The sequence below is a fragment of the Bhargavaea massiliensis genome (assembly GCF_050480245.1).
Lineage (GTDB): Bacteria > Bacillota > Bacilli > Bacillales > Anoxybacillaceae > Anoxybacillus.
This window is the reverse complement of sequence record NZ_JBCNEQ010000055.1, coordinates 38,461-56,934: the sequence shown is the minus strand read 5'-3', so window position 1 is coordinate 56,934 and position 18,474 is coordinate 38,461. Positions and strand designations below refer to the sequence as shown.

25 protein-coding genes and 4 pseudogenes are annotated in these 18,474 nt (G+C 38.9%); 25 read left to right on the top strand and 4 right to left on the bottom strand.

Annotated elements, in window-relative coordinates; all coding sequences use genetic code 11:
- The first annotated feature begins 108 nt into the window (after nt 1-108).
- From ABEV15_RS10915 to ABEV15_RS10905, 3 genes are read left to right on the top strand one after another with little or no spacing between them, the layout of a single operon-like run.
- Complete coding sequence (locus tag ABEV15_RS10915) at nt 109-630, top strand: metal-dependent hydrolase (RefSeq protein ID WP_498853217.1); 522 nt, start codon at nt 109-111, stop codon at nt 628-630.
- Between the two features lie 44 nt (nt 631-674).
- Nucleotides 675-1,151 carry a ribonuclease E activity regulator RraA gene (gene rraA / locus ABEV15_RS10910; RefSeq protein WP_498853216.1) on the top strand — a complete coding sequence of 159 codons (477 nt, stop codon included), beginning with the start codon at nt 675-677 and terminating at the stop codon, nt 1,149-1,151.
- 42 nt (nt 1,152-1,193) lie between these two features.
- The gene (locus ABEV15_RS10905; RefSeq protein ID WP_429632444.1) at nt 1,194-1,346 is read left to right on the top strand and encodes a hypothetical protein; all 153 of its coding nucleotides are present in this window, start codon (nt 1,194-1,196) and stop codon (nt 1,344-1,346) included.
- Between the two features lie 72 nt (nt 1,347-1,418).
- Here ABEV15_RS10905 and ABEV15_RS10900 read toward each other — a convergent pair.
- Nucleotides 1,419-1,810: pseudogene (locus ABEV15_RS10900) on the bottom strand (IS3 family transposase); the annotation flags it as partial.
- Between ABEV15_RS10900 and ABEV15_RS10895 the strand changes: the two are divergent.
- The 6 genes and pseudogenes from ABEV15_RS10895 to ABEV15_RS10870 form a co-directional block, all read left to right on the top strand.
- Nucleotides 1,804-1,980, top strand: a pseudogene (locus ABEV15_RS10895) (ATP-binding protein); the annotation flags it as partial. The pseudogenes ABEV15_RS10900 and ABEV15_RS10895 sit on opposite strands and share 7 nt — an antisense overlap.
- Nucleotides 1,981-2,161: 181 nt before the next feature.
- Nucleotides 2,162-2,884: a 5-oxoprolinase subunit PxpB gene (gene pxpB, locus ABEV15_RS10890; protein WP_429632447.1), complete on the top strand. Its 723-nt coding sequence runs from the start codon at nt 2,162-2,164 to the stop codon at nt 2,882-2,884.
- On the top strand, nt 2,868-3,878 hold the full coding sequence (locus ABEV15_RS10885; protein ID WP_498853215.1) for a 5-oxoprolinase subunit C family protein: 1,011 nt from the start codon (nt 2,868-2,870) through the stop codon (nt 3,876-3,878). Before pxpB ends, ABEV15_RS10885 begins: the two co-directional genes overlap by 17 nt.
- Nucleotide 3,879: 1 nt before the next feature.
- On the top strand, nt 3,880-4,650 hold the full coding sequence (locus ABEV15_RS10880; RefSeq protein WP_429632452.1) for a LamB/YcsF family protein: 771 nt from the start codon (nt 3,880-3,882) through the stop codon (nt 4,648-4,650).
- A 30-nt stretch (nt 4,651-4,680) separates the two neighbouring features.
- Complete coding sequence (locus ABEV15_RS10875; protein ID WP_498853214.1) at nt 4,681-5,871, top strand: NRAMP family divalent metal transporter; 1,191 nt, start codon at nt 4,681-4,683, stop codon at nt 5,869-5,871.
- 10 nt (nt 5,872-5,881) lie between these two features.
- Nucleotides 5,882-5,971 (top strand): annotated as a pseudogene (locus ABEV15_RS10870) (DUF1445 domain-containing protein); the annotation flags it as partial.
- A gap of 183 nt (nt 5,972-6,154) precedes the next feature.
- Here ABEV15_RS10870 and ABEV15_RS10865 read toward each other — a convergent pair.
- On the bottom strand, nt 6,155-6,289 hold the full coding sequence (locus tag ABEV15_RS10865) for a hypothetical protein (protein WP_498853213.1): 135 nt from the start codon (nt 6,287-6,289) through the stop codon (nt 6,155-6,157).
- Nucleotides 6,290-6,323: 34 nt separating this feature from the next.
- Between ABEV15_RS10865 and ABEV15_RS10860 the strand changes: the two are divergent.
- Nucleotides 6,324-6,644 (top strand): annotated as a pseudogene (locus tag ABEV15_RS10860) (class I SAM-dependent methyltransferase); the annotation flags it as partial.
- 119 nt (nt 6,645-6,763) lie between these two features.
- Here the strand turns inward: ABEV15_RS10860 and metA are convergent.
- Complete coding sequence (gene metA, locus ABEV15_RS10855) at nt 6,764-7,672, bottom strand: homoserine O-acetyltransferase MetA (RefSeq protein WP_498853212.1); 909 nt, start codon at nt 7,670-7,672, stop codon at nt 6,764-6,766.
- Between the two features lie 146 nt (nt 7,673-7,818).
- On the opposite strand from metA, the gene ABEV15_RS10850 reads away from it, so the two are divergent.
- The 4 genes from ABEV15_RS10850 to ABEV15_RS10835 all read left to right on the top strand — a co-directional run bounded on the left by ABEV15_RS10850 (nt 7,819) and on the right by ABEV15_RS10835 (nt 10,648).
- Nucleotides 7,819-8,253, top strand: a complete 435-nt coding sequence (locus ABEV15_RS10850) for a BrxA/BrxB family bacilliredoxin (RefSeq protein ID WP_498853211.1) — start codon at nt 7,819-7,821, stop codon at nt 8,251-8,253.
- Between the two features lie 41 nt (nt 8,254-8,294).
- A complete protein-coding gene (locus ABEV15_RS10845) occupies nt 8,295-9,071 on the top strand; it encodes a class I SAM-dependent methyltransferase (RefSeq protein WP_498853210.1) in 777 nt (258 codons plus the stop codon).
- 34 nt (nt 9,072-9,105) lie between these two features.
- Complete coding sequence (locus ABEV15_RS10840) at nt 9,106-9,237, top strand: YuzL family protein (protein ID WP_077428359.1); 132 nt, start codon at nt 9,106-9,108, stop codon at nt 9,235-9,237.
- Nucleotides 9,238-9,427: 190 nt separating this feature from the next.
- The gene (locus ABEV15_RS10835; RefSeq protein ID WP_498853209.1) at nt 9,428-10,648 is read left to right on the top strand and encodes a dicarboxylate/amino acid:cation symporter; all 1,221 of its coding nucleotides are present in this window, start codon (nt 9,428-9,430) and stop codon (nt 10,646-10,648) included.
- Nucleotides 10,649-10,672: 24 nt separating this feature from the next.
- Here ABEV15_RS10835 and ABEV15_RS10830 read toward each other — a convergent pair whose 3' ends face one another.
- Nucleotides 10,673-11,035, bottom strand: a complete 363-nt coding sequence (locus tag ABEV15_RS10830; RefSeq protein WP_498853208.1) for a GIY-YIG nuclease family protein — start codon at nt 11,033-11,035, stop codon at nt 10,673-10,675.
- Nucleotides 11,036-11,127: 92 nt separating this feature from the next.
- Here ABEV15_RS10830 and ABEV15_RS10825 point away from each other — a divergent pair, with 92 nt between their 5' ends.
- From ABEV15_RS10825 to ABEV15_RS10775, 11 genes are all read left to right on the top strand, one after another.
- Complete coding sequence (locus ABEV15_RS10825; RefSeq protein WP_429634376.1) at nt 11,128-11,322, top strand: twin-arginine translocase TatA/TatE family subunit; 195 nt, start codon at nt 11,128-11,130, stop codon at nt 11,320-11,322.
- Nucleotides 11,323-11,409: 87 nt separating this feature from the next.
- Nucleotides 11,410-12,129: a twin-arginine translocase subunit TatC gene (tatC, locus tag ABEV15_RS10820; protein ID WP_498853243.1), complete on the top strand. Its 720-nt coding sequence runs from the start codon at nt 11,410-11,412 to the stop codon at nt 12,127-12,129.
- Nucleotides 12,130-12,139: 10 nt separating this feature from the next.
- Nucleotides 12,140-12,367, top strand: a complete 228-nt coding sequence (locus ABEV15_RS10815; RefSeq protein ID WP_498853207.1) for an AIR synthase-related protein — start codon at nt 12,140-12,142, stop codon at nt 12,365-12,367.
- Between the two features lie 94 nt (nt 12,368-12,461).
- Entirely contained in the window at nt 12,462-13,256 is a 795-nt protein-coding gene (thyA, locus tag ABEV15_RS10810) for a thymidylate synthase (protein WP_192948441.1), read from the top strand.
- Nucleotides 13,243-13,761 carry a dihydrofolate reductase gene (locus tag ABEV15_RS10805; protein WP_429634372.1) on the top strand — a complete coding sequence of 173 codons (519 nt, stop codon included), beginning with the start codon at nt 13,243-13,245 and terminating at the stop codon, nt 13,759-13,761. The genes thyA and ABEV15_RS10805 overlap by 14 nt, the downstream gene beginning before the upstream one ends.
- Nucleotides 13,762-13,884: 123 nt before the next feature.
- Nucleotides 13,885-15,153: a threonine ammonia-lyase IlvA gene (gene ilvA / locus ABEV15_RS10800; protein ID WP_498853206.1), complete on the top strand. Its 1,269-nt coding sequence runs from the start codon at nt 13,885-13,887 to the stop codon at nt 15,151-15,153.
- Between the two features lie 97 nt (nt 15,154-15,250).
- Nucleotides 15,251-15,502, top strand: coding sequence for a YpmP family protein (locus ABEV15_RS10795; protein WP_429634350.1), 252 nt, complete (start codon nt 15,251-15,253; stop codon nt 15,500-15,502).
- 143 nt (nt 15,503-15,645) lie between these two features.
- Nucleotides 15,646-16,488 (top strand): DegV family protein, encoded by an 843-nt coding sequence (locus ABEV15_RS10790; RefSeq protein WP_498853205.1) that lies wholly within the window; start codon nt 15,646-15,648, stop codon nt 16,486-16,488.
- A 12-nt stretch (nt 16,489-16,500) separates the two neighbouring features.
- On the top strand, nt 16,501-17,073 hold the full coding sequence (locus tag ABEV15_RS10785; protein ID WP_498853204.1) for an SCO family protein: 573 nt from the start codon (nt 16,501-16,503) through the stop codon (nt 17,071-17,073).
- Nucleotides 17,074-17,138: 65 nt separating this feature from the next.
- Nucleotides 17,139-17,888, top strand: coding sequence for an SGNH/GDSL hydrolase family protein (locus ABEV15_RS10780; protein WP_429634306.1), 750 nt, complete (start codon nt 17,139-17,141; stop codon nt 17,886-17,888).
- 3 nt (nt 17,889-17,891) lie between these two features.
- Nucleotides 17,892-18,452 (top strand): YpmS family protein, encoded by a 561-nt coding sequence (locus tag ABEV15_RS10775; RefSeq protein WP_498853203.1) that lies wholly within the window; start codon nt 17,892-17,894, stop codon nt 18,450-18,452.
- Nucleotides 18,453-18,474: the final 22 nt, after the last annotated feature.

Here is an 18,474-nt window from a genome sequence, read left to right as displayed (position 1 = left end):
CAAAGTTAGTTTAAGAGGTGAACATTTATTGAAAAAACAGTCGCAAATTCATGAATGTTAATAACGAATATTATGTAAAACGTTTACAAAAAAAGAAGGTGAAAAACAATGCGTTATCATACTCATATTGTTTCGTCATTAGCTATTGGTGCTGGAATTGCTTCATATACACCTGTTTCTTTTACCATTGCTTATGCAGCGGGATTAGCGCTTGGCGGGTTACTCCCTGACATTGATGAACCGAATTCGTATATCGGTCGTCGTTCGCTTGGCATGGCAAAACAAGTGAAAAAAGCGTTCGGTCATCGAGGATTCACTCACTCGTTATTAGCGTGGGGGGCAATTACTGCTGTTTTATTATTACAACATTTTTCTCCTTTTACGCTCGGATTATGTCTCGGTTATGCGTTTCATGTTCTAGCTGATTATTGTTCGAGTCAAGGCGTTCCGTTATTATGGCCATTTTCTAAAAAGCGATATCGGTTTATTGTTACATATCGTACGTCAAGTTTTTTTGAAACGTTGCTTTTTTATTGCTTTCTTGCTTTATTCATTTATTTTTTAACAAACGGTGCGATCGAAGAGAACCGCTCGTTCTTCACGTTTTTATTTATTGATTTTTTAGAATAGATTGACTATTATTATGATGAGATTGATAAAAGTGGGGGATGAGGATGAAAACGGCAGATTTATGTGATCAATACGGGGAACGTGTACGAGTTTGTTCTTCGGCATTTCAACATTATGGAGGAAAAAAATCGTTTTATGGACCTATTGCAACGGTAGATGTCTTTGAAGATAATGTACTCGTTCGAGAAGCGCTAGAAACGGTGTCCTCAGGGAGTGTAGTCGTTGTTGATGGAAAAGGTTCGAAACAATGTGCACTTGTTGGTGATCGTCTCGCACAAATCGCATATGACCGTCAATTAGCGGGCATTATTGTACATGGGTGTATTCGTGATTCAAAAGAAATAGGGAATATGCCAATTGGCGTACTTGCGCTTGGGACATGCCCACGAAAAAGTAAAAAAGAAGGAAAAGGGGCGCGAGATACGATTGTGCATTTTGGGGATATTGAGTGGAAGCCGGGTACATACGTATATGTTGATGAAGATGGTGTGATCGTTTCAGACGATCCATTACATGAATAGCAATGTTTTAGGTTATCCTATCGTCTAAAGGGGGAATAGACGATGGATAAAAAGCGAACAATTATAGAAGACGAAGTAGCATTTGCTGAACACGAGATAAACCGTTATTTTTATGACCATCAATCAGAAGATGTTGTCCCATTTTATATCGGCAACAATACGCCAGCCATTCGCATTAGTAAGCAAGGAGAGTAAGTCGGGCGATTAGCCCGACTTCAGCTTGTCGACTTTGTCGACAAGCTGTTTTATGGTATTATGTCAAAAAATAATATGAATCTTTTTGATTTGCTTTTTCAATGCTTCCTGTCTTTTCTTTTGTTGACTTTCTGGTCGTTTGACCCATGCATAGCATCCACTTCTTGAAACGCCGAAGACTTCACATATCTTCGCCACGCGAAACTCCTTTCTATGCGTATGAATAAATGCATAAATTACTTCTAGTTTTTGGCGAAGATGCTCATGGCCTTTTTTAAGATCGCGTTTTCCTCCCCCAGATTCCGAATACGTTTTTGAAGTTCACGCTTTTCACGATCTTCTGGCTTGAGGTTTCCACTCCCGACAAAGCTATGCTCAGCATCTTTTTTATAATCTGCTACTCATTTATGAAGCGTTTTTGGCGAAATATCGAGTTGTCTTGCGGTTTGAGCGACCGCCTTTCCTTACTTCCAACAAAAGCTTTGGGGAATGAGGAGAAATCGTGGGAGATTCGGTTCTTGCGACAGTGATGTTAGATCGACTACCGCATCATTCTATTATTTTCAACCTAAAGGGGGAAAGCTATCGATTGCGGGAAAAAGGGCTCCAACAAGAAAAACAGAAGGGTCAATGAGGTCCTTCTGGGGAATTTTGAACCGGCGATTTTTTGGGGAAAATAATCGGTCTTGACACATATTGCTAGGTGAAATAAGATGGAATATTATATTATAATACATAATTGTGTGAAAATTAATAAATGTTAATATAAAAAGTAAGATTTTGCTTATTCCTAAAAATGGTTAGGAGTTGTAAAAATGGATTATCTTTTTCATCCATTGGGTGATAACGCAGTAATAATTGAACTGGGCGAAGATATTAATTTAGAGACTCATCAAAAGGTAAACATGGTTACAACCTTGTTTGATCAACAGCCATTCGAGTGGATGATCGAATATGTTCCTGCATTTACAACAGTAACTGTGTTTTATGATCCGTTAAAGATTTCAGATTTTAGCTCTCATACACTCCCGTATGATTACGTTTGTGGGCAATTGAAACCCTTATTGGAATCACTTAAGATCGGTGAATTTTCATCTGAAAGGATTGTGGAGATTCCAGTTTGTTACGGGGGAGAGCTAGGACCTGATTTGGAATATGTTGCGGAATATAATGGTCTCACGCCTGAAGAAGTCATTCATATCCATTCCAGCGGTGATTATTTAGTGTATATGATCGGATTTGCCCCTGGATTTCCATACATAGGAGGCATGTCGGAGAAAATTGCCACACCGCGAAGAGAATCTCCGCGATTAAAAATTCCTGCCGGTTCTGTTGGTATTGCTGGTAAACAGACCGGTATTTATCCGATCGAAACGCCAGGAGGATGGCAACTTATTGGCCGAACACCGATAAAGCTGTTTCGTCCTGATGACAAATCACCTAGCTTATTAAAGGCGGGGGATAAAATCCGGTTTAAACCCATCACTATAGGAGAATACAAACAATGGAAGGAGGACGTCAGTGATAAAAATCATTAAGCCGGGCCTCCTTACGACCATTCAAGATTTAGGAAGATACGGTTTTCAAAAATTTGGAGTGATTGTAAGCGGGGTAATGGATTCACTGTCACACAGAATTGCAAATCTATTAGTTGGTAACGAAGAAAATGTCCCTACTTTAGAAATAACAATGGTAGGTCCTGTTATTGAATTTGAAAGGGATACACTAATATCTATTTGCGGAGGAGATTTATCGCCTTCTATTGATGGAAAATTTGTTCCGTTATGGCGACCAGTTCTTGTAAAGGAAGGTAGTCAGCTTCGTTTTGGACAATGTAAAGCAGGCTGCCGAAGCTATCTAGCTGTTGCGGGAGGATTCGATGTTCCGCGTGTAATGGGGAGTGCATCCACCTACCTTAGAGCGGGCATCGGCGGATTTAAAGGACGTCCATTAAAGATCGGTGACGAGTTAAAATTATCTCCCCCTAATAATCGATCGGTCCAAATGATTCATGATTTTTCTACAAAAATAGGAGATCGAAAGTTTGTAGCGACGAAATGGTCGGTATCTGCTGAATTTATTCCCATTTCTAATAAAATCCCTTCCATTCGGGTAATAAAAGGGAGACAATACCAACTATTTTCAAAAGAAAGTCAAAAAAGTTTTTTCCGTGAACCATTTGAAATTACAACCCAATCCGACCGGATGGGATATCGTTTGAAAGGCCCCATTTTGTCGTTAACATCCGCGGAAGAAATGATTTCGGAAGCCGTAAATTTTGGTACCATTCAAGTTCCGCCTGATGGAAATCCGATTGTGCTTCTAGCTGACCGGCAAACGACAGGTGGTTATCCGAAAATCGGACAAGTTGCCACCGTGGATTTACCATACATCGCCCAATTAAAACCGGGTGACAAAATAAAGTTTGTTGAAGTTTCTCATGAAGAAGCACAAAGACTTTATTTAGAAAGAGAAAGAGAGATCCAACAACTGAAACGAGCATTATCAATAAAATGGAAAGGAGAAATGTAACATGCATGTTGTCGATTTGAACTGTGATATGGGAGAGAGCTTTGGTGCTTATAAAATGGGGAGAGACGAAGAAATTTTAGATTATGTTACATCAGCCAATATCGCTTGTGGTTTCCATGCGGGCGATCCGTCAACGATGAGGAAAACAGTCCGTTTAGCCCTTGAAAAAAACGTCGGAATTGGCGCTCATCCCGGATTTCAAGATTTAGTGGGATTTGGTAGAAGAAACATCGATATTACTCCTCAGGAAGCTTACGACATTGTTGTGTATCAAATTGGCGCCTTATATGCATTTGTAAAATCTGAAGGTGGAAAGCTTCAGCATGTAAAGCCGCATGGAGCATTATATAACATTGCCGCTAAAAACGCTGCGATTGCTCAAGCCATTGCAGAAGCGGTTTATAAAGTAGATCCGGAATTAATCTTGTTAGGACTAGCGGCTGGAGAGCTTGTCAAAGCGGGAAAAAAAATCGGCCTTAAGACCGCTAGTGAAGTGTTCTCTGACCGCACTTACCAAGAGGATGGGTCCTTAACACCAAGACGGGAAGCAAATGCTCTCATCAAAGACCATGACGTATCTTGCCGGCAAGTTATTCGTATGGTAAAAGAAGGGAAAGTTACATCTCTTCAAGGGAAAGATGTATCGATTCAAGCCGATACGATCTGCATACACGGAGATGGGGAACATGCACTAGACTTTGCAAAATATATACGTAAAGCATTGAAGGAAGCCAATATTACAGTTACAAAACTTGGTGATTTTCTAAAATAAAGATTCATAAGTTCTTAGGAGGGATAGAAAATGCAACAAAAAAAGAATATAAGTGTACTTTTAGGTGCGGCGTTTTTGATGGCTACTTCGGCCATCGGTCCTGGATTTTTGACACAAACGACGCATTTCACACAAGTGCTTGCAGCAAGCTTCGGATTTGTTATTTTAATGTCCATAATTATTGATATTGGAGCACAAATGAACATTTGGCGCATTATGGCGGTCGCAGAAAAAAGAGCTCAAGATATTGCCAACGAAGTATTGCCGGGATTGGGATATTTTCTTGCTGCACTTATTGTCGCCGGTGGTCTAGCTTTTAACATTGGAAACATTGCCGGTGCTGGATTAGGGATCAATGTATTATTCGGGATTTCTCCGGAAATGGGGGCATTATTAAGCGGGATCGTCGCGATCGCTATTTTTATCGTACGGGAAGCTGGAAAAATTATGGATCGCTTCGCGCAATTGATGGGTTTTGTCATGATTGCTCTAACGTTATATGTGATGTTTACAGCTAAGCCACCTATCGGAGAAGCAGTGGTAAAAACCTTTGTTCCAGATACGATCGATGTTCTTGCTATTGTTACACTTGTTGGCGGAACGGTTGGAGGATATATTACGTTTGCGGGCGGGCACCGCTTATTGGATGCTGGAATAAAAGGAAAGGAAGCACTTCCTGAGGTGACCCGTAGTTCGATTTCAGGAATCGGTATTGCATCTATCATGCGAATTTTCTTATTTTTGGCATCTTTAGGTATTGTCGCGCAAGGGTTAACCCTTGATCCTTCTAACCCTCCGGCATCCGTATTTAAATTAGCTGCAGGCAATATTGGTTACAAAATATTCGGAGTGGTTATGTGGGCAGCAGCCATTACTTCCGTTGTAGGCGCCGCGTATACATCGGTTTCATTTATTCGTACATTTCATCCAATTTTGGAAAAGTACCAAAAGTGGATTATTATCGGATTCATTGCCATTTCAACGTTAGTTTTCGTTTTAGTCGGAAGACCAGTGAAAATCTTAATTTTAGTAGGCTCATTAAACGGTCTGATCTTACCAATTTCTCTAGGCGTGATGTTAGTGGCGGCATACAGAACAAAAATTGTCGGAGATTACAAACATCCATTATGGATGACCATTTTTGGCGTTATTATAGTTATTGCTATGGCTTATATGGGTGTTTACTCTTTAATTAATGGTATACCAAAACTATTTGAATAAGAATCGATGGGGATCATGGGTGCCTACTTTAGTGGCACTGGAAGCTGATTTGCGCGTGGATCTCCCAAAGTACCGAATTTATCGGAATGGCGAATTAACATTGGTCTCGTTTCGATCGTTCAAAGTGTTTTTGTTCACCGAATGCCTATCGCAGAAGGTCCTGCTGTTTTATGGTGGGGAGTTTCCTCGTTTTTTAGGTTTAAATGGAACAAAATGGGTTTCAGACATTCGTCTGAAACCCATTTTGCCAACAGTCTGTAGTCGGACTAATCGCCCGACTTTTTTAATGTTCGGTTTTATCGTTTTGACTTTTGTTTTGCTTCCGTCCTTTGCTATTGTCTCCGGTATGTCCGTGCAACTTCCCATGTTGTGCTGGGGCATTTTGATTTTCGCTTCCTTGACTCACCTTTTTTGTCATGTTTCTCGCTCCTTTCTGCTACAATAGACGTAATATGTTTATTTTTTCGAAAAGGGGTGGAGTTATGCACGCGTGGCATAAAGAGGCGGAAAAACAATGGGACGAACGAGCGGAATGGTGGCATCAAAGCAGTGAAGAGATGTGGGGGCGTGGAAGCCGGAAGACGATTGTTCCGTTTGTTACCACATATATGCCGAAAGAGGGATATATTGCGGATATTGGTTGCGGTGATGGATATGGGTCATATAAATTGTGTGAACAAGGATACCGTGTGATCGGATTAGATTTATCAAGTGAAATGATTGAGTTAGCAAGAAAACGAAGATCCCATGAACACCTTCATTTTCAACAAGCCTGCTACAATAAAAGAAATATGTTTGGTTTGTTCAACCATCTTGCATGTCTCCTTTCTTCATGTATACGAAACATTATACATACTTACAAATAAAAAAGCTCTCGCAGAAAAGCGAAAGCTTACTCCCAAATGTAGGGGGTTTCCTGATACACGTAATAATTGAGCCAGTTGACGAACAATAAATTAGCATGAGAGCGCCATGTGTTATATGGTTGTCTATTTGGATCGTCATGTGGAAAATAGTATTTTGGGATTTGAATATCCAACCCTTTAGCCACATCTCGTTCATATTCTTCTTTTAGCGTTGTGGCATCATACTCTGGATGCCCTGTTAAAAACACTTGTTTGCCATCGTTTGAAATGACGAGACAGACGCCAGCTTCTTCGGATGAAGATAAAATCGTTAACTCTGAAACCGCTTCGATATGTTCGCGTTTTACATCTGTATGGCGTGAGTGTGGAATCTTATGAATATCATCAAACCCACGAATAAGTTTGACGTGCTTTTGTTCTAACATATGATCAAATACACCGAAACATTTTTGTGGCAAGTCGTATTTCGGAATGCCGTAATGATAGTACATTCCTGCTTGTGCACCCCAACAAATATGTAACGTGGATGTGACGTTTGTTTTCGTCCATTCCATAATTTTTGTTAACTCATCCCAGTAATCGACTTGTTCAAATGGTAAGTGTTCAACAGGTGCACCGGTAATAATCATACCGTCATATTTTCGGTGCTGAACATGTTGGAATGTTGTGTAAAACTGATCAAGATGATGTTTCGATGTCGTTTTTGCTTCATGTGTTTCGGGACGTAAAAAGGTAATATTTACTTGTAATGGTGAATTTCCAAGCAAACGTAACAGTTGTGTTTCTGCTTTTTCTTTTTGCGGCATTAAATTGAGAATGATAATATTCAAAGGACGAATGTCTTGAGAATAGGCGCGATCCTCATCCATGACAAAAATATTTTCTTGTTCTAATATTTCTTTTGCCGGAAGATCACGTGGAATATTAATTGGCAATGTCCTCAACCTCCATTTTACATCATATAAATACATTAATTATAAAAATTTTAAAAAAATTATTCAATGTTTTTTTATTTTATTGATTTTTCTATTTACATTGTTGTATTCTTGTAAAAGCAAGAACGATTTGGAGGGATGTACGTATGTTTATGTCATATGAAGAATATATGCGCCAAGTTATACAACCGATGCGTGATGAATTAGTAAACGGTGGATTTAAAGAATTGCGCACGAGTGAAGAAGTGGAACAGTTTATGGAACAGGTAGAGGGAACAACTTTTGTTGTCGTTAATTCTGTTTGTGGTTGTGCAGCAGGGCTTGCGCGTCCAGCGGCTATTCAGGCGGTACAAATGAGCGAGAAAAAACCGAATCATCTCGTTACGGTTTTTGCAGGGCAAGATCGAGAAGCGACAGCTAAAATGCGTGAGTATTTTGTCGGTATCGAACCTTCTTCTCCATCGATGGCATTATTAAAAGGTAAAGAAGTTGTTCATTTTATTCCACGTCACGATATTGAAGCGAATTCAATTGAAAATATTATGCAAAATATTATGCAAGCGTTTGAAAAACATTGTTAAGGGTGTCCGATTGACATCCTTTTTTCTTTTGAGGTGAATGCATGATTGTGACGACAGCTGGCAGAACAAATGAACAGATGATTGAAAAAGCGAGGCAAATTGCGTTGGAATTACAAATTTCATATGTACCACGTCGAAAACGATCCATTGCTTCGATTCAACAACAAATACACGAACCGATTCTTGTCGTCGGAAAAGAAAGGCTAGAAATTCATTTCCCACATGGACAAGAACCGTTATTTTTTCATCCTAATTCTGCTTCTTTTCGAGCAAAGCGCATTTTAAAAGGAGAAAGTGAACCGTTTTTACAAGCTACGAAGTTACAAAAGGGGATGACGTTTTTAGATTGTACGCTTGGATTGGCGACCGATAGTATTATCGCCAGCTTAGCTGTTGGTTCGGAAGGAAAAGTGGTAGGAATTGAGGGGAGTGTATATATCGCTTACTTAACAAAACAAGGGTTACGTCATTGGGATAGCGATGTAGTTGAACTTAATGAAGCGATGCGACGTATTTGTGTGCATCATGATGATTTTCGCTCATTTTTAGCGCAATGCGATGATAAATCATATGATGTTGTTTATTTGGATCCGATGTTTGAAGTAAGTATTGAAGAGTCGGATGGGATAAAGGGATTAAAACAGGTAGCGCTATATACGAACGTAACAAAAGAAGATATCGAACAGGCGAAACGAGTAGCCCGTCAACGAGTTGTGTTGAAAGATCATTGGCAAAGCTCGCGATTTCATCAATTTGGTTTCTCTGTTTATCGAAGAAAAACAGCAAAATTTCATTTCGGTACGATTGAACTTTCGTAAATGGCACAAAATAAAGCAGTAGGGGGTGAATCAGATGGGAAAACGAAAAAAAGATGCTTCGAAAGCGGGATTAAGCTCACCGGAGATCAAAGGGCAAGGTACGACTGACTATGAAACAGGAAACATTGAGTTGGATTCAAGTCGTAAAAAAACAAAGCGCGCGTAGGCTACCACATCATTGTGGTAGTTTTTTTGTAAAAAAAAAGAAATTCAAATACTTTTCTAACAATTATACTCATCCTTTCTTTACAATCTTAAAAAAAACATTTAGAATTAGATGGGTCCTCTCCCTTAACCCTTTTACCATGCGAAGTTGAATACGTTTTACAGCAGCAGAAATTGATGGAGGTGTGGATATGTCGATGACGAAGAAAATTTTACTTGGAATGCTTACAGGAATCATCGTAGGTCTCGTTTTTAACCTAGCCCTTCCGACAGAATGGTTTGACCTCGCAAAGACGTACGTACTTAATCCACTTGGCACAATATTTATTAACTTAATCAAATTGCTCGTTGTTCCGATCGTACTTGTATCTCTTATTTTAGGTACAGCGGGTGTCGGTGATCCGAAAAAACTTGGTCGTATTGGTATGAAAACAATTGCATTCTTTTTAATTACTACATTCCTTGCGCTCGTTATCTCTTTAACGTTAGGATCTGTGATCCGCCCAGGAGAAGGGAATTTTAATTTAGAAGGAGCAGCGTTTGAAAAAAAAGAAGCTCCACCTGTTGTAGATACGTTATTAAACATTATCCCAACAAACCCATTCCAAGCCATGGTAGAAGGAAATATGTTGCAAGTGATTGTTTTTGCGGTGCTTGTTGGAATGGCCATTGCTCATTTAGGTGATCGGGTAAAACAAGTACGAGGGATAATAGAGCAAGCGAATGATATTCTCATGTACTTAGTAGAATGGGTCATGAAGTTTGCCCCATACGGTGCGTTTGCATTAATTGCGATTGCGATCGGTGGACAAGGATTCGATGCAATTGCGGCGATGGGGAAATACATGTTTGCGGTATTGTTAGCCTTGTTTATTCATTTCTTTGTCGTATACGGCATAGCTGTGCGGACACTTGGAAAAATGAGCCCGATTGCGTTTATTAAAGGGTTTTCTCCAGCAATGGCTGTAGCATTTAGTACATCAAGTAGCAACGCTACATTACCAGTATCGATGGAAACCGCACAAAAAAACTTAAACGTCCCAAAAAGCATCAGTGGTTTTGTCCAGCCGCTTGGAGCGACAATTAATATGGACGGAACGGCCATTATGCAAGGTGTGGCAACAATGTTTATCGCACAAGTGTACGGTGTAGATTTGACATTAAGTGATCTTTTGACAGTCATTTTGACGGCAACACTTGCTAGCATCGGTACAGCAGGCGTTCCGGGCGTCGGCTTAATTATGCTTTCTATGGTACTGACATCCGTCGGCCTACCTGTTGAAGGAATTGCCCTTATTTTAGGAGTTGATCGCTTGCTTGATATGACGAGAACAGTTGTGAATATTACAGGTGATGCGGTATGTGCGGTGATTGTGGCGAAATCAGAAGAGAAATATGAAAAGGCGAGATAAACGAGGGAATCCATCCCTCGTTTATTATTTATAATAGATGAGATGAGAGAAACAATGACAGTCCGATGAACCGAATTTTTTCACGAGCCATGTTCCTTTATATTGTTGTAAAAGTTGTTGGGCACGCTCACATTCGCTAAGCTCAGAAGAATATGTTTGAACGTGTGTAATTTCTCCATATGGACGAATGTAATCGATATGCCAACGTTTTCGTTTTTCCAGTTGCATATGACGTCGAATACGTGATTGAATGTTTCGTTTCGCACTCCCTACATAAATATAGTTTCCGCTCGGGAATAAAAAAGTGCCTAATTTACCTATTTCAACGGTTACATCACTAGATATTGTAAAGAAAACTGCATAAATAGTATGATGATTATCAAACATTTCTCACACCTCTAAAAAAATTGTCATTGAAAAATGAAGATCTTAGCAATACAATAAAAGGAGCGTATGTATGAAAAAAAGGAGATGACGTTATGCTTTCAAATATCGGAGTGCCTGGTTTAATTTTAATTCTTGTCATCGCTCTTGTCATTTTCGGACCGAAAAAACTGCCTGAAATTGGACGTGCTTTCGGTGAAACGTTGCGTGAGTTTAAAAAGTCAACAAAAGGATTGCGGGATGAAGTATTAGAGGAGCTTGATGAAAATAAAGAAGCGCGTAAATCATGAAGCGGCAACGATGTGTTGCCGTTTTTAACATGGAAAAGGTTGGTGTTTACGCTCGTGAAAGAAAAAAAACGATATGAAGATAAAGAGATGACGTTAGTCGAACACTTAGAAGAGTTACGCAAGCGCATTTTTATTGTTGTTGGAGCACTGATTTTATTTTTTATTGTAGGATTTGTTTTTGTTCAAGATTTATATCGTTGGCTGATCGCCGATTTAGATGTCAAGCTAACGATTTTAGGGCCGACCGATATTTTGTGGGTATATGTGATGTTAGCTGGGGTATTTGCGATTACAATGACGATTCCGGTATTTGTGTGGCAAGTATGGATGTTTGTTAAGCCTGCTCTTACTCCAAGAGAACGAAAAGTAACGTTATCGTATATCCCAGCGACGTTTTTGTTATTTGTTCTCGGTTTATGTTTTGGTTACTTTGTTGTATTGCCGATGGTGTTCCACTTTTTAATGAGCCTTGGTGAAAATTTGTTTGCAACGATGTTTACAACAGAAAAGTATTTTCGGTTTATTTTAAACATGACCGTTCCGTTTGCTGTATTGTTTGAGTTGCCAATTATCGTAATGTTTTTAACAAGTATTGGCCTTATCAATCCATACGCGCTACAAAAAATGAGAAAATACGCATATTTTGTATTAGTTATTATTGCGGTAACGATTACACCTCCAGATTTTATTTCTGATTTTTTAGTGACAATTCCATTATTGGTGTTATATGAGGTGAGCATATCCATTTCAAAATTCGTTTATAAACGAAAAGAAAAACGGTTTGAGCAAGAAGCGTCTTCAGAGTAGAAGGCGCTTTTTGTTTTTTAATTATTTGGCTAACGAAGGAAAAGTAGTCATGATCGTACCAAAAGAAGATGAACAGACCATTCTTGATGTACTTCGTTCCCAACTAGAAGGAAAAGACGTAGCTGTGATCGGAACGGTTCGAGCAACAAACAAAGGTCAACTCTTATTGCGAACACCGCTCGGTACGACACGACGACTATATCGATTAACAGGACTCATGCTGCCGCGCATTTGTTAAAACCGTGAGGAGAAATCCTGCGGTTTTTTGTCTTTCCTACTTTTATGCTTTATGTCATAATAAGTGAGAGCAAATAAAAAAGGGTGAGAGTATCATGAAGCAATATTTACAATTACTTGAAGATATTTTGCAAAACGGTGTGTATAAAGACGATCGTACAGGGACAGGGACGCTTTCTGTATTTGGACGTCAATTGCGTTTTGATTTACGTGAAGGGTTTCCTTTACTTACAACAAAAAAATTACATATTCGTTCCATTATTCATGAGTTGCTTTGGTTTTTGAGTGGGGACACAAATATTCGTTATTTAAAAGAGAATAGTGTAACGATTTGGGATGAATGGGCTGATGAAAACGGAGATTTAGGGCCGGTATATGGAGCGCAATGGCGTTCATGGAAAGGAGCGGACGGCCGAACGATTGATCAAATTAGCGAAGTGATTGAACAAATAAAAACAAATCCGAACTCCCGCAGACTTTTAGTGAGCGCGTGGAATGTGGCGGAATTAGATCGTATGAAATTGCCACCTTGTCATTACGCTTTTCAGTTTTACGTGGAAAATGGCATGTTATCATGCATGTGGCAACAGCGATCTGTTGATACATTTTTAGGTCTTCCGTTCAATATTGCAAGTTATGCACTACTTACGCATATGGTTGCTCAACAATGCAATCTACAACCGAAAGAACTCATTTTTACCGGTGGTGATGTTCATTTATATATGAATCATATCGAGCAAGCCAAATTGCAATTAACGAGAGAACCGCGTCCACTTCCGAAATTAATAATAAAACGAAAGCCAGCTTCTATTTTTGAGTATCGTTTTGAAGATTTTGAAATTGTTGATTATGATCCACATCCGCATATTAAAGCAGATGTGTCTATATAAGGAAGTGAGTCAATTGATTTCTATTATTGTGGCTATGGATCGAAATCGGGTCATCGGTTATAACAATACGTTACCTTGGCATTTACCAGCAGATTTAGCTTATTTCAAGCGGGTAACTATGGGACATCCGATTGTCATGGGGCGAAAAACATTTGCATCAATCGGTCGACCACTCCCAGGGAGAATCAATATGATACTTACACGAGACAAAACGTTTTCAACAAATTCGCATGTTGAAGTCATTCATTCGATGGAGGATATTAAGCAAATTGAACAGCAATATGGACATGTGTTCATCATTGGAGGGGCGCAAGTATTTGAACAAGCGATGCTATTAGCGGATCGATTGTATGTCACACACATTGATGCAACGTTTACAGGAGATACATTTTTCCCACCGATTGATGAAAAAGAATGGATGCTTCGTACCGCTCAACCTGGTGTACAAGATGAAAAAAACCGTTACCCGCATACATTTTGCGTATATGAACGAACAGCTCGCTAATAAGCGAGCTTCATCTTTCTAAATAATTTTTAGAAAATTTACTTTTCTTTATCCGAAAATATGATATATTTTAGAATAACATAATTTTGACACCGAAATTATAAACGGAAAGGAAATGAGAAGATGGAACAACAAGTGAAACGAAAACAAGGTGTATATGTAGAAGATATTTTAATTGCTTATCAAACGTTAAAAGATGTCGTGTATCATACCCCTTTACAAAAAAATGAATTACTTTCAGAACGTTATGGTTGCCATGTATATTTGAAACGTGAAGATTTACAAGTCGTTCGATCGTTTAAAATTCGTGGAGCATATTATCGCATGAAAAGTTTACGTGAAGAAGAAAAGAAAAACGGAATTGTTTGTGCAAGTGCAGGTAATCACGCACAAGGAGTTGCTTATTCGTGTCGAGCGCTCGGTGTGCATGGGAAAATTTATATGCCTTCTACAACTCCGAGACAAAAAGTATCACAAGTACAATTTTTCGGGCGGGAGTTTGTCGATATTATTTTAGTCGGCGATACATTTGACGATTCTTATGGACAGGCACTCATTTGTGCAAAGCAAGAGCAGCGAACGTTTATCCACCCATTTGATGATGAAGCTGTCATCGCAGGTCAAGGGACGGTTGGTGTGGAAATTTTAAATGATTGTGAAGAACCGATTGATTATGTGTTTGCAAGCATCGGTGGAGGGGGGCTCATTTCTGGTGTCGGCACATATATGAAAAGTATTTCTCCGGCAACAAAGCTTATCGGTATTGAACCTGAAGGAGCACCGTCAATGAAAAAATCATTCGAAGCAAAAGAAGTGGTTACTTTAAGTGATATTGATCCGTTTGTAGACGGTGCGGCGGTTAAGCGTGTGGGTGAAAAAACATTTGCGTTAGCGAAAGAGCTTGTTGACGATATTGTCGTCGTTCCTGAAGGAAAAGTATGTACGACGATTTTGCAACTTTATAATGAGAATGCGATTGTTGTCGAACCTGCTGGAGCGTTGCCGTTGGCCGCGCTTGATTTATATAAAGAGCAAATCCGCGGTAAGACCGTTGTTTGCATTATTAGTGGAGGAAACAACGATATTGGACGCATGCAAGAAATTAAAGAGCGGTCTATGATTTATGAAGGGCTACAACACTATTTTATTGTGAACTTTCCACAACGGGCTGGAGCTTTACGAGAATTTCTTGACGAAGTGTTAGGGCCAACGGATGATATTACACTTTTTGAATATACGAAAAAAAACAATAAAGATAGTGGGCCGGCTCTCGTTGGTGTCGAATTAAAATGTCGCGAAGATTATGGTCCGCTTGTTGAACGAATGAAGAAAAAAGGGTTCCCGTTTATGGAAGTAAATAAAGATAGTAGCTTATTTCATTTGCTTATTTGACAAAAATTTTTTATAAATTAACGACGAAATGTAACATACTTCAACTTAAAAATCGTGTATAATGTAAGTAAATCGGTCAAAAAAGAGGATTGATATTTTGTTATTTAAAAGCCTAGAGTTTAAAAACGGAGATGGGCAAAAAGTAAAAATTATCGAAATTCCGTTATTGGAGGACGATAACCCTTATCAATTTATTGTAAAAGTAAGATTACAAATGTTTATTGCGCAAGTGTATGCGAACCAACATCCGAAAAAGGTATACTCGTTTAAAGAATACTTAAAGCGTGTGTTAAAGTGGCCGGTATACGAACAAATATTTAAATCTGAAATTTTGAAAAACAATGCATAAATGGTTAAGGAGCTGTTTTGCTAATGTGCAAATCAGCTCTTTTTTTTACAAAAAATTTTATGAAACTGGCGACATATCGGAGGATTTTATTATATAATTTCACCGTACGAAAATTTTAGAATGACATATAGGAAGTGAAGAAAATGAGTAAAGTAAAGATTGTGACAGATTCTACAGTCGATTTGTCAAAAGAGCAAATGGAGACGTGGGACATTCGTGTTGTACCATTATCTATCTCCATTGATGGTCAAACATATTTAGATGGCATTGACTTAACTCCACAGCAATTTATTGAAAAAATGAAGCAGGCAGATGAGCTACCAAAAAGTTCCCAACCGTCTACAGGTCAGTTTTTACAAGTGTACGATGAATTAGGTGAAGCAGGATATGATGTCATCTCGATTCATATGACAGGTGGAATGAGCGGTACTGTGCGTTCAGCGGAAAGCGCAGCGGCTATGACAAAGGCGAACGTCACAGTCATCGATTCGCGTTTCATTTCCCTTGCGCTTGGCTTTCAAGTGTTAGAAGCGGCAAAAATGGCTGCTGAAGGAAAAACGGTAGCAGAAATTGTTTCACGTCTTGATGCGATCCGCGCAAATACACATTTATTCGTCGTTGTTGATACGCTTGAAAACCTCGTCAAAGGTGGACGAATTGGACGAGGAAAAGCAATGATTGGTTCGCTATTGAACATTAAACCGATCGCTTCATTAGAAGATGGGGTATACACACCAGCAACAAAAGTGCGTAGTCAGTCTCAAATCGTTAAATATTTAACAAATCAGTTTGTTGAACATACGAAAGGAAAAACGATCCGAGCCGTAGGGATTGCTCATGCCGATGCACTTGATTTAAGCGAACGATTAAAGCAGTCGATTGCGGAAGCAACAGGATGGACACAAACTGAAATTGTGTATACAACCCCGATTATTTCTGTGCACACAGGTCCAGGGGCAATTGGATTTATGTACTATACGGGGTAGGAGGAGTTATCGTTGAGACGTGTACGTTTATGGTTGTCCGTTCTGTTATTAACCTTGCTTGTTGCTTGCCAACAATCGATTCCAGATGCAAAAAATTGGCCGATTGAAGATTTTGCATTTACTGATCAAAATGGTCAAACATTTGGTCTAGCTGATTTGAAAGGAAAAGTGTGGGTAGCTGATTTTATTTTTACACGATGCGCTGATGTGTGCCCACCAATGACAGCAAATATGGCAAAACTGCAAAAGATGGCAAAAGAAGAAGGGTTAGACGTTCATTTTGTTTCATTTAGTGTAGATCCTGAGCATGATACACCAGAGGAGCTCAAAGCGTATATAAAGAAGTTTCAAGGAGATTTAAGTAATTGGCATTTGCTTACAGGATACACGCAACAAGACATTGAACGTTTTGCTCAAAAAAACTTTAAAGCCGTTGTAAAAAAGCCGCAAGAAGGAGATCAAGTTATTCACGGTACAGATTTTTATCTTGTTGATCAAAACGGAACAATTGTTAAGTATTATAGTGGTTTAAATAACGTACCTTACGAAGAAATTTTAAAACATATTGACATGTTACAAGAATAGAACATGCAGGCAAAAATGATAACCCTGTCATTTTTGTCTTTTCTTTTATAGAGAGGGGATTACATGTGAACAAATTTTTTCTTCTGTTCTTTTGTATGTGTTTAGTCGGATGTTCTTCTTCACCAACCATCACGACCATCACGAAAGAAAATAAACAAGAACAAACGAAGCCGCGTGATTTGCAAGTTGTGGCGTTAGGTGATTCATTAACAGAAGGAGTAGGCGATGAGAAAGGAGGATATGTTACATTAATCAAGCAATATTTAGAAAATCGTGACGATGTGAATAAAGTGTTTGTAAGCAATTTCGGCAAGCGGGGACTACGTAGTACACAACTTGCAGACGTCATGTTGAATAACGAATCGGTCATTCAGCAAGCGGATCTTATTTTTATTACGATTGGCGGAAACGATGTTATGAAAGTGGTTCGTTCACATTTTTTATCTTTAACATATGATTTGTTTGTTAAAGAACAACAAGCGTTTGCTTCACGACTTGATGAGCAGTTGCAGTTGCTTCGTCACATAAATAAAGACGCTTACATTGTATTGGTTGGGTTATACAACCCATTTTCGTCGGTTTTTCCTAATATATCGGAAACGGATAAGATTATGCACATATGGAACGAGGGAAGTAAGGAAGTCATTTCCCGCTATGATCGTGCATTGTTTGTACCTATTGCGGATTTATTTGAAGGACGTGACAATGTATTGTGTGACGACCAATTTCATCCAAATGCACTTGGGTATGAACAAATCGCACAACGTATATATGAATACTTGCAAAAACGTAGCGAGTGGATAAAAGGAGAATGAAATGTGAAATGGAAAATTTTATTTTTTAGCTTGTTAACAATCAACGGTTTGATGATCGTGTTATTATTTTTTTATATGTTTCAGCCATCTTCTGTTCCAAATATTCCGAATGTCAAAAAGGAAGGACCGATATTTACTGTTCAAACATCTAAACAACATCTTAATACGTTAGTGAACGATTATATTCAGAAACATGGAAAAACAGGCAAATTATCTTATGATGTTCAATTAGCTGATCGTCTGTACGTAACAAGCACCATTCCGATATTCGAAAAATCGGTCGATTTGGCCATGGCGTTTGATCCGACTGTTGATGAACATGGAAATATTGTGCTTGCTCATCCGACGATGACGTTAGGTCAACTTCATTTACCTGTACCGTATGTGCTAGGGTATATAAATAAGCATGCTTCTTTACCAAATTGGGTGAAAGTGGATGCAAAACAAGAACGCATCTACATTGTTGTAAGCAACATCCATATTAAAAAAGGATATGTGTTAAAAGCGAAAACGTTCGATTTAAATAAAGATGATATCACTTTTACAGTTACTATAACAAAATAAAGGATGTCCCTCGCTACAAGGG

What these genes read in the sequence shown, in the direction of transcription:
- thyA (WP_192948441.1), top strand. Translation starts at nt 12,462, where the DNA reads ATGAAGCAATATTTACAATTACTTGAAGATATTTTGCAAAACGGTGTG.
- ilvA (WP_498853206.1), top strand. Translation starts at nt 13,885, where the DNA reads ATGGAACAACAAGTGAAACGAAAACAAGGTGTATATGTAGAAGATATT.
- pxpB (WP_429632447.1), top strand. Translation starts at nt 2,162, where the DNA reads ATGGATTATCTTTTTCATCCATTGGGTGATAACGCAGTAATAATTGAA.
- rraA (WP_498853216.1), top strand. Translation starts at nt 675, where the DNA reads ATGAAAACGGCAGATTTATGTGATCAATACGGGGAACGTGTACGAGTT.
- ABEV15_RS10875 (WP_498853214.1), top strand. Translation starts at nt 4,681, where the DNA reads ATGCAACAAAAAAAGAATATAAGTGTACTTTTAGGTGCGGCGTTTTTG.
- ABEV15_RS10805 (WP_429634372.1), top strand. Translation starts at nt 13,243, where the DNA reads ATGTGTCTATATAAGGAAGTGAGTCAATTGATTTCTATTATTGTGGCT.
- ABEV15_RS10835 (WP_498853209.1), top strand. Translation starts at nt 9,428, where the DNA reads ATGTCGATGACGAAGAAAATTTTACTTGGAATGCTTACAGGAATCATC.
- ABEV15_RS10790 (WP_498853205.1), top strand. Translation starts at nt 15,646, where the DNA reads ATGAGTAAAGTAAAGATTGTGACAGATTCTACAGTCGATTTGTCAAAA.
- tatC (WP_498853243.1), top strand. Translation starts at nt 11,410, where the DNA reads ATGACGTTAGTCGAACACTTAGAAGAGTTACGCAAGCGCATTTTTATT.
- ABEV15_RS10865 (WP_498853213.1), bottom strand. Translation starts at nt 6,289, where the DNA reads ATGACAAAAAAGGTGAGTCAAGGAAGCGAAAATCAAAATGCCCCAGCA.
- ABEV15_RS10840 (WP_077428359.1), top strand. Translation starts at nt 9,106, where the DNA reads ATGGGAAAACGAAAAAAAGATGCTTCGAAAGCGGGATTAAGCTCACCG.
- ABEV15_RS10880 (WP_429632452.1), top strand. Translation starts at nt 3,880, where the DNA reads ATGCATGTTGTCGATTTGAACTGTGATATGGGAGAGAGCTTTGGTGCT.
- ABEV15_RS10825 (WP_429634376.1), top strand. Translation starts at nt 11,128, where the DNA reads ATGCTTTCAAATATCGGAGTGCCTGGTTTAATTTTAATTCTTGTCATC.
- ABEV15_RS10915 (WP_498853217.1), top strand. Translation starts at nt 109, where the DNA reads ATGCGTTATCATACTCATATTGTTTCGTCATTAGCTATTGGTGCTGGA.
- ABEV15_RS10830 (WP_498853208.1), bottom strand. Translation starts at nt 11,035, where the DNA reads ATGTTTGATAATCATCATACTATTTATGCAGTTTTCTTTACAATATCT.
- ABEV15_RS10845 (WP_498853210.1), top strand. Translation starts at nt 8,295, where the DNA reads ATGATTGTGACGACAGCTGGCAGAACAAATGAACAGATGATTGAAAAA.
- ABEV15_RS10850 (WP_498853211.1), top strand. Translation starts at nt 7,819, where the DNA reads ATGTTTATGTCATATGAAGAATATATGCGCCAAGTTATACAACCGATG.
- ABEV15_RS10905 (WP_429632444.1), top strand. Translation starts at nt 1,194, where the DNA reads ATGGATAAAAAGCGAACAATTATAGAAGACGAAGTAGCATTTGCTGAA.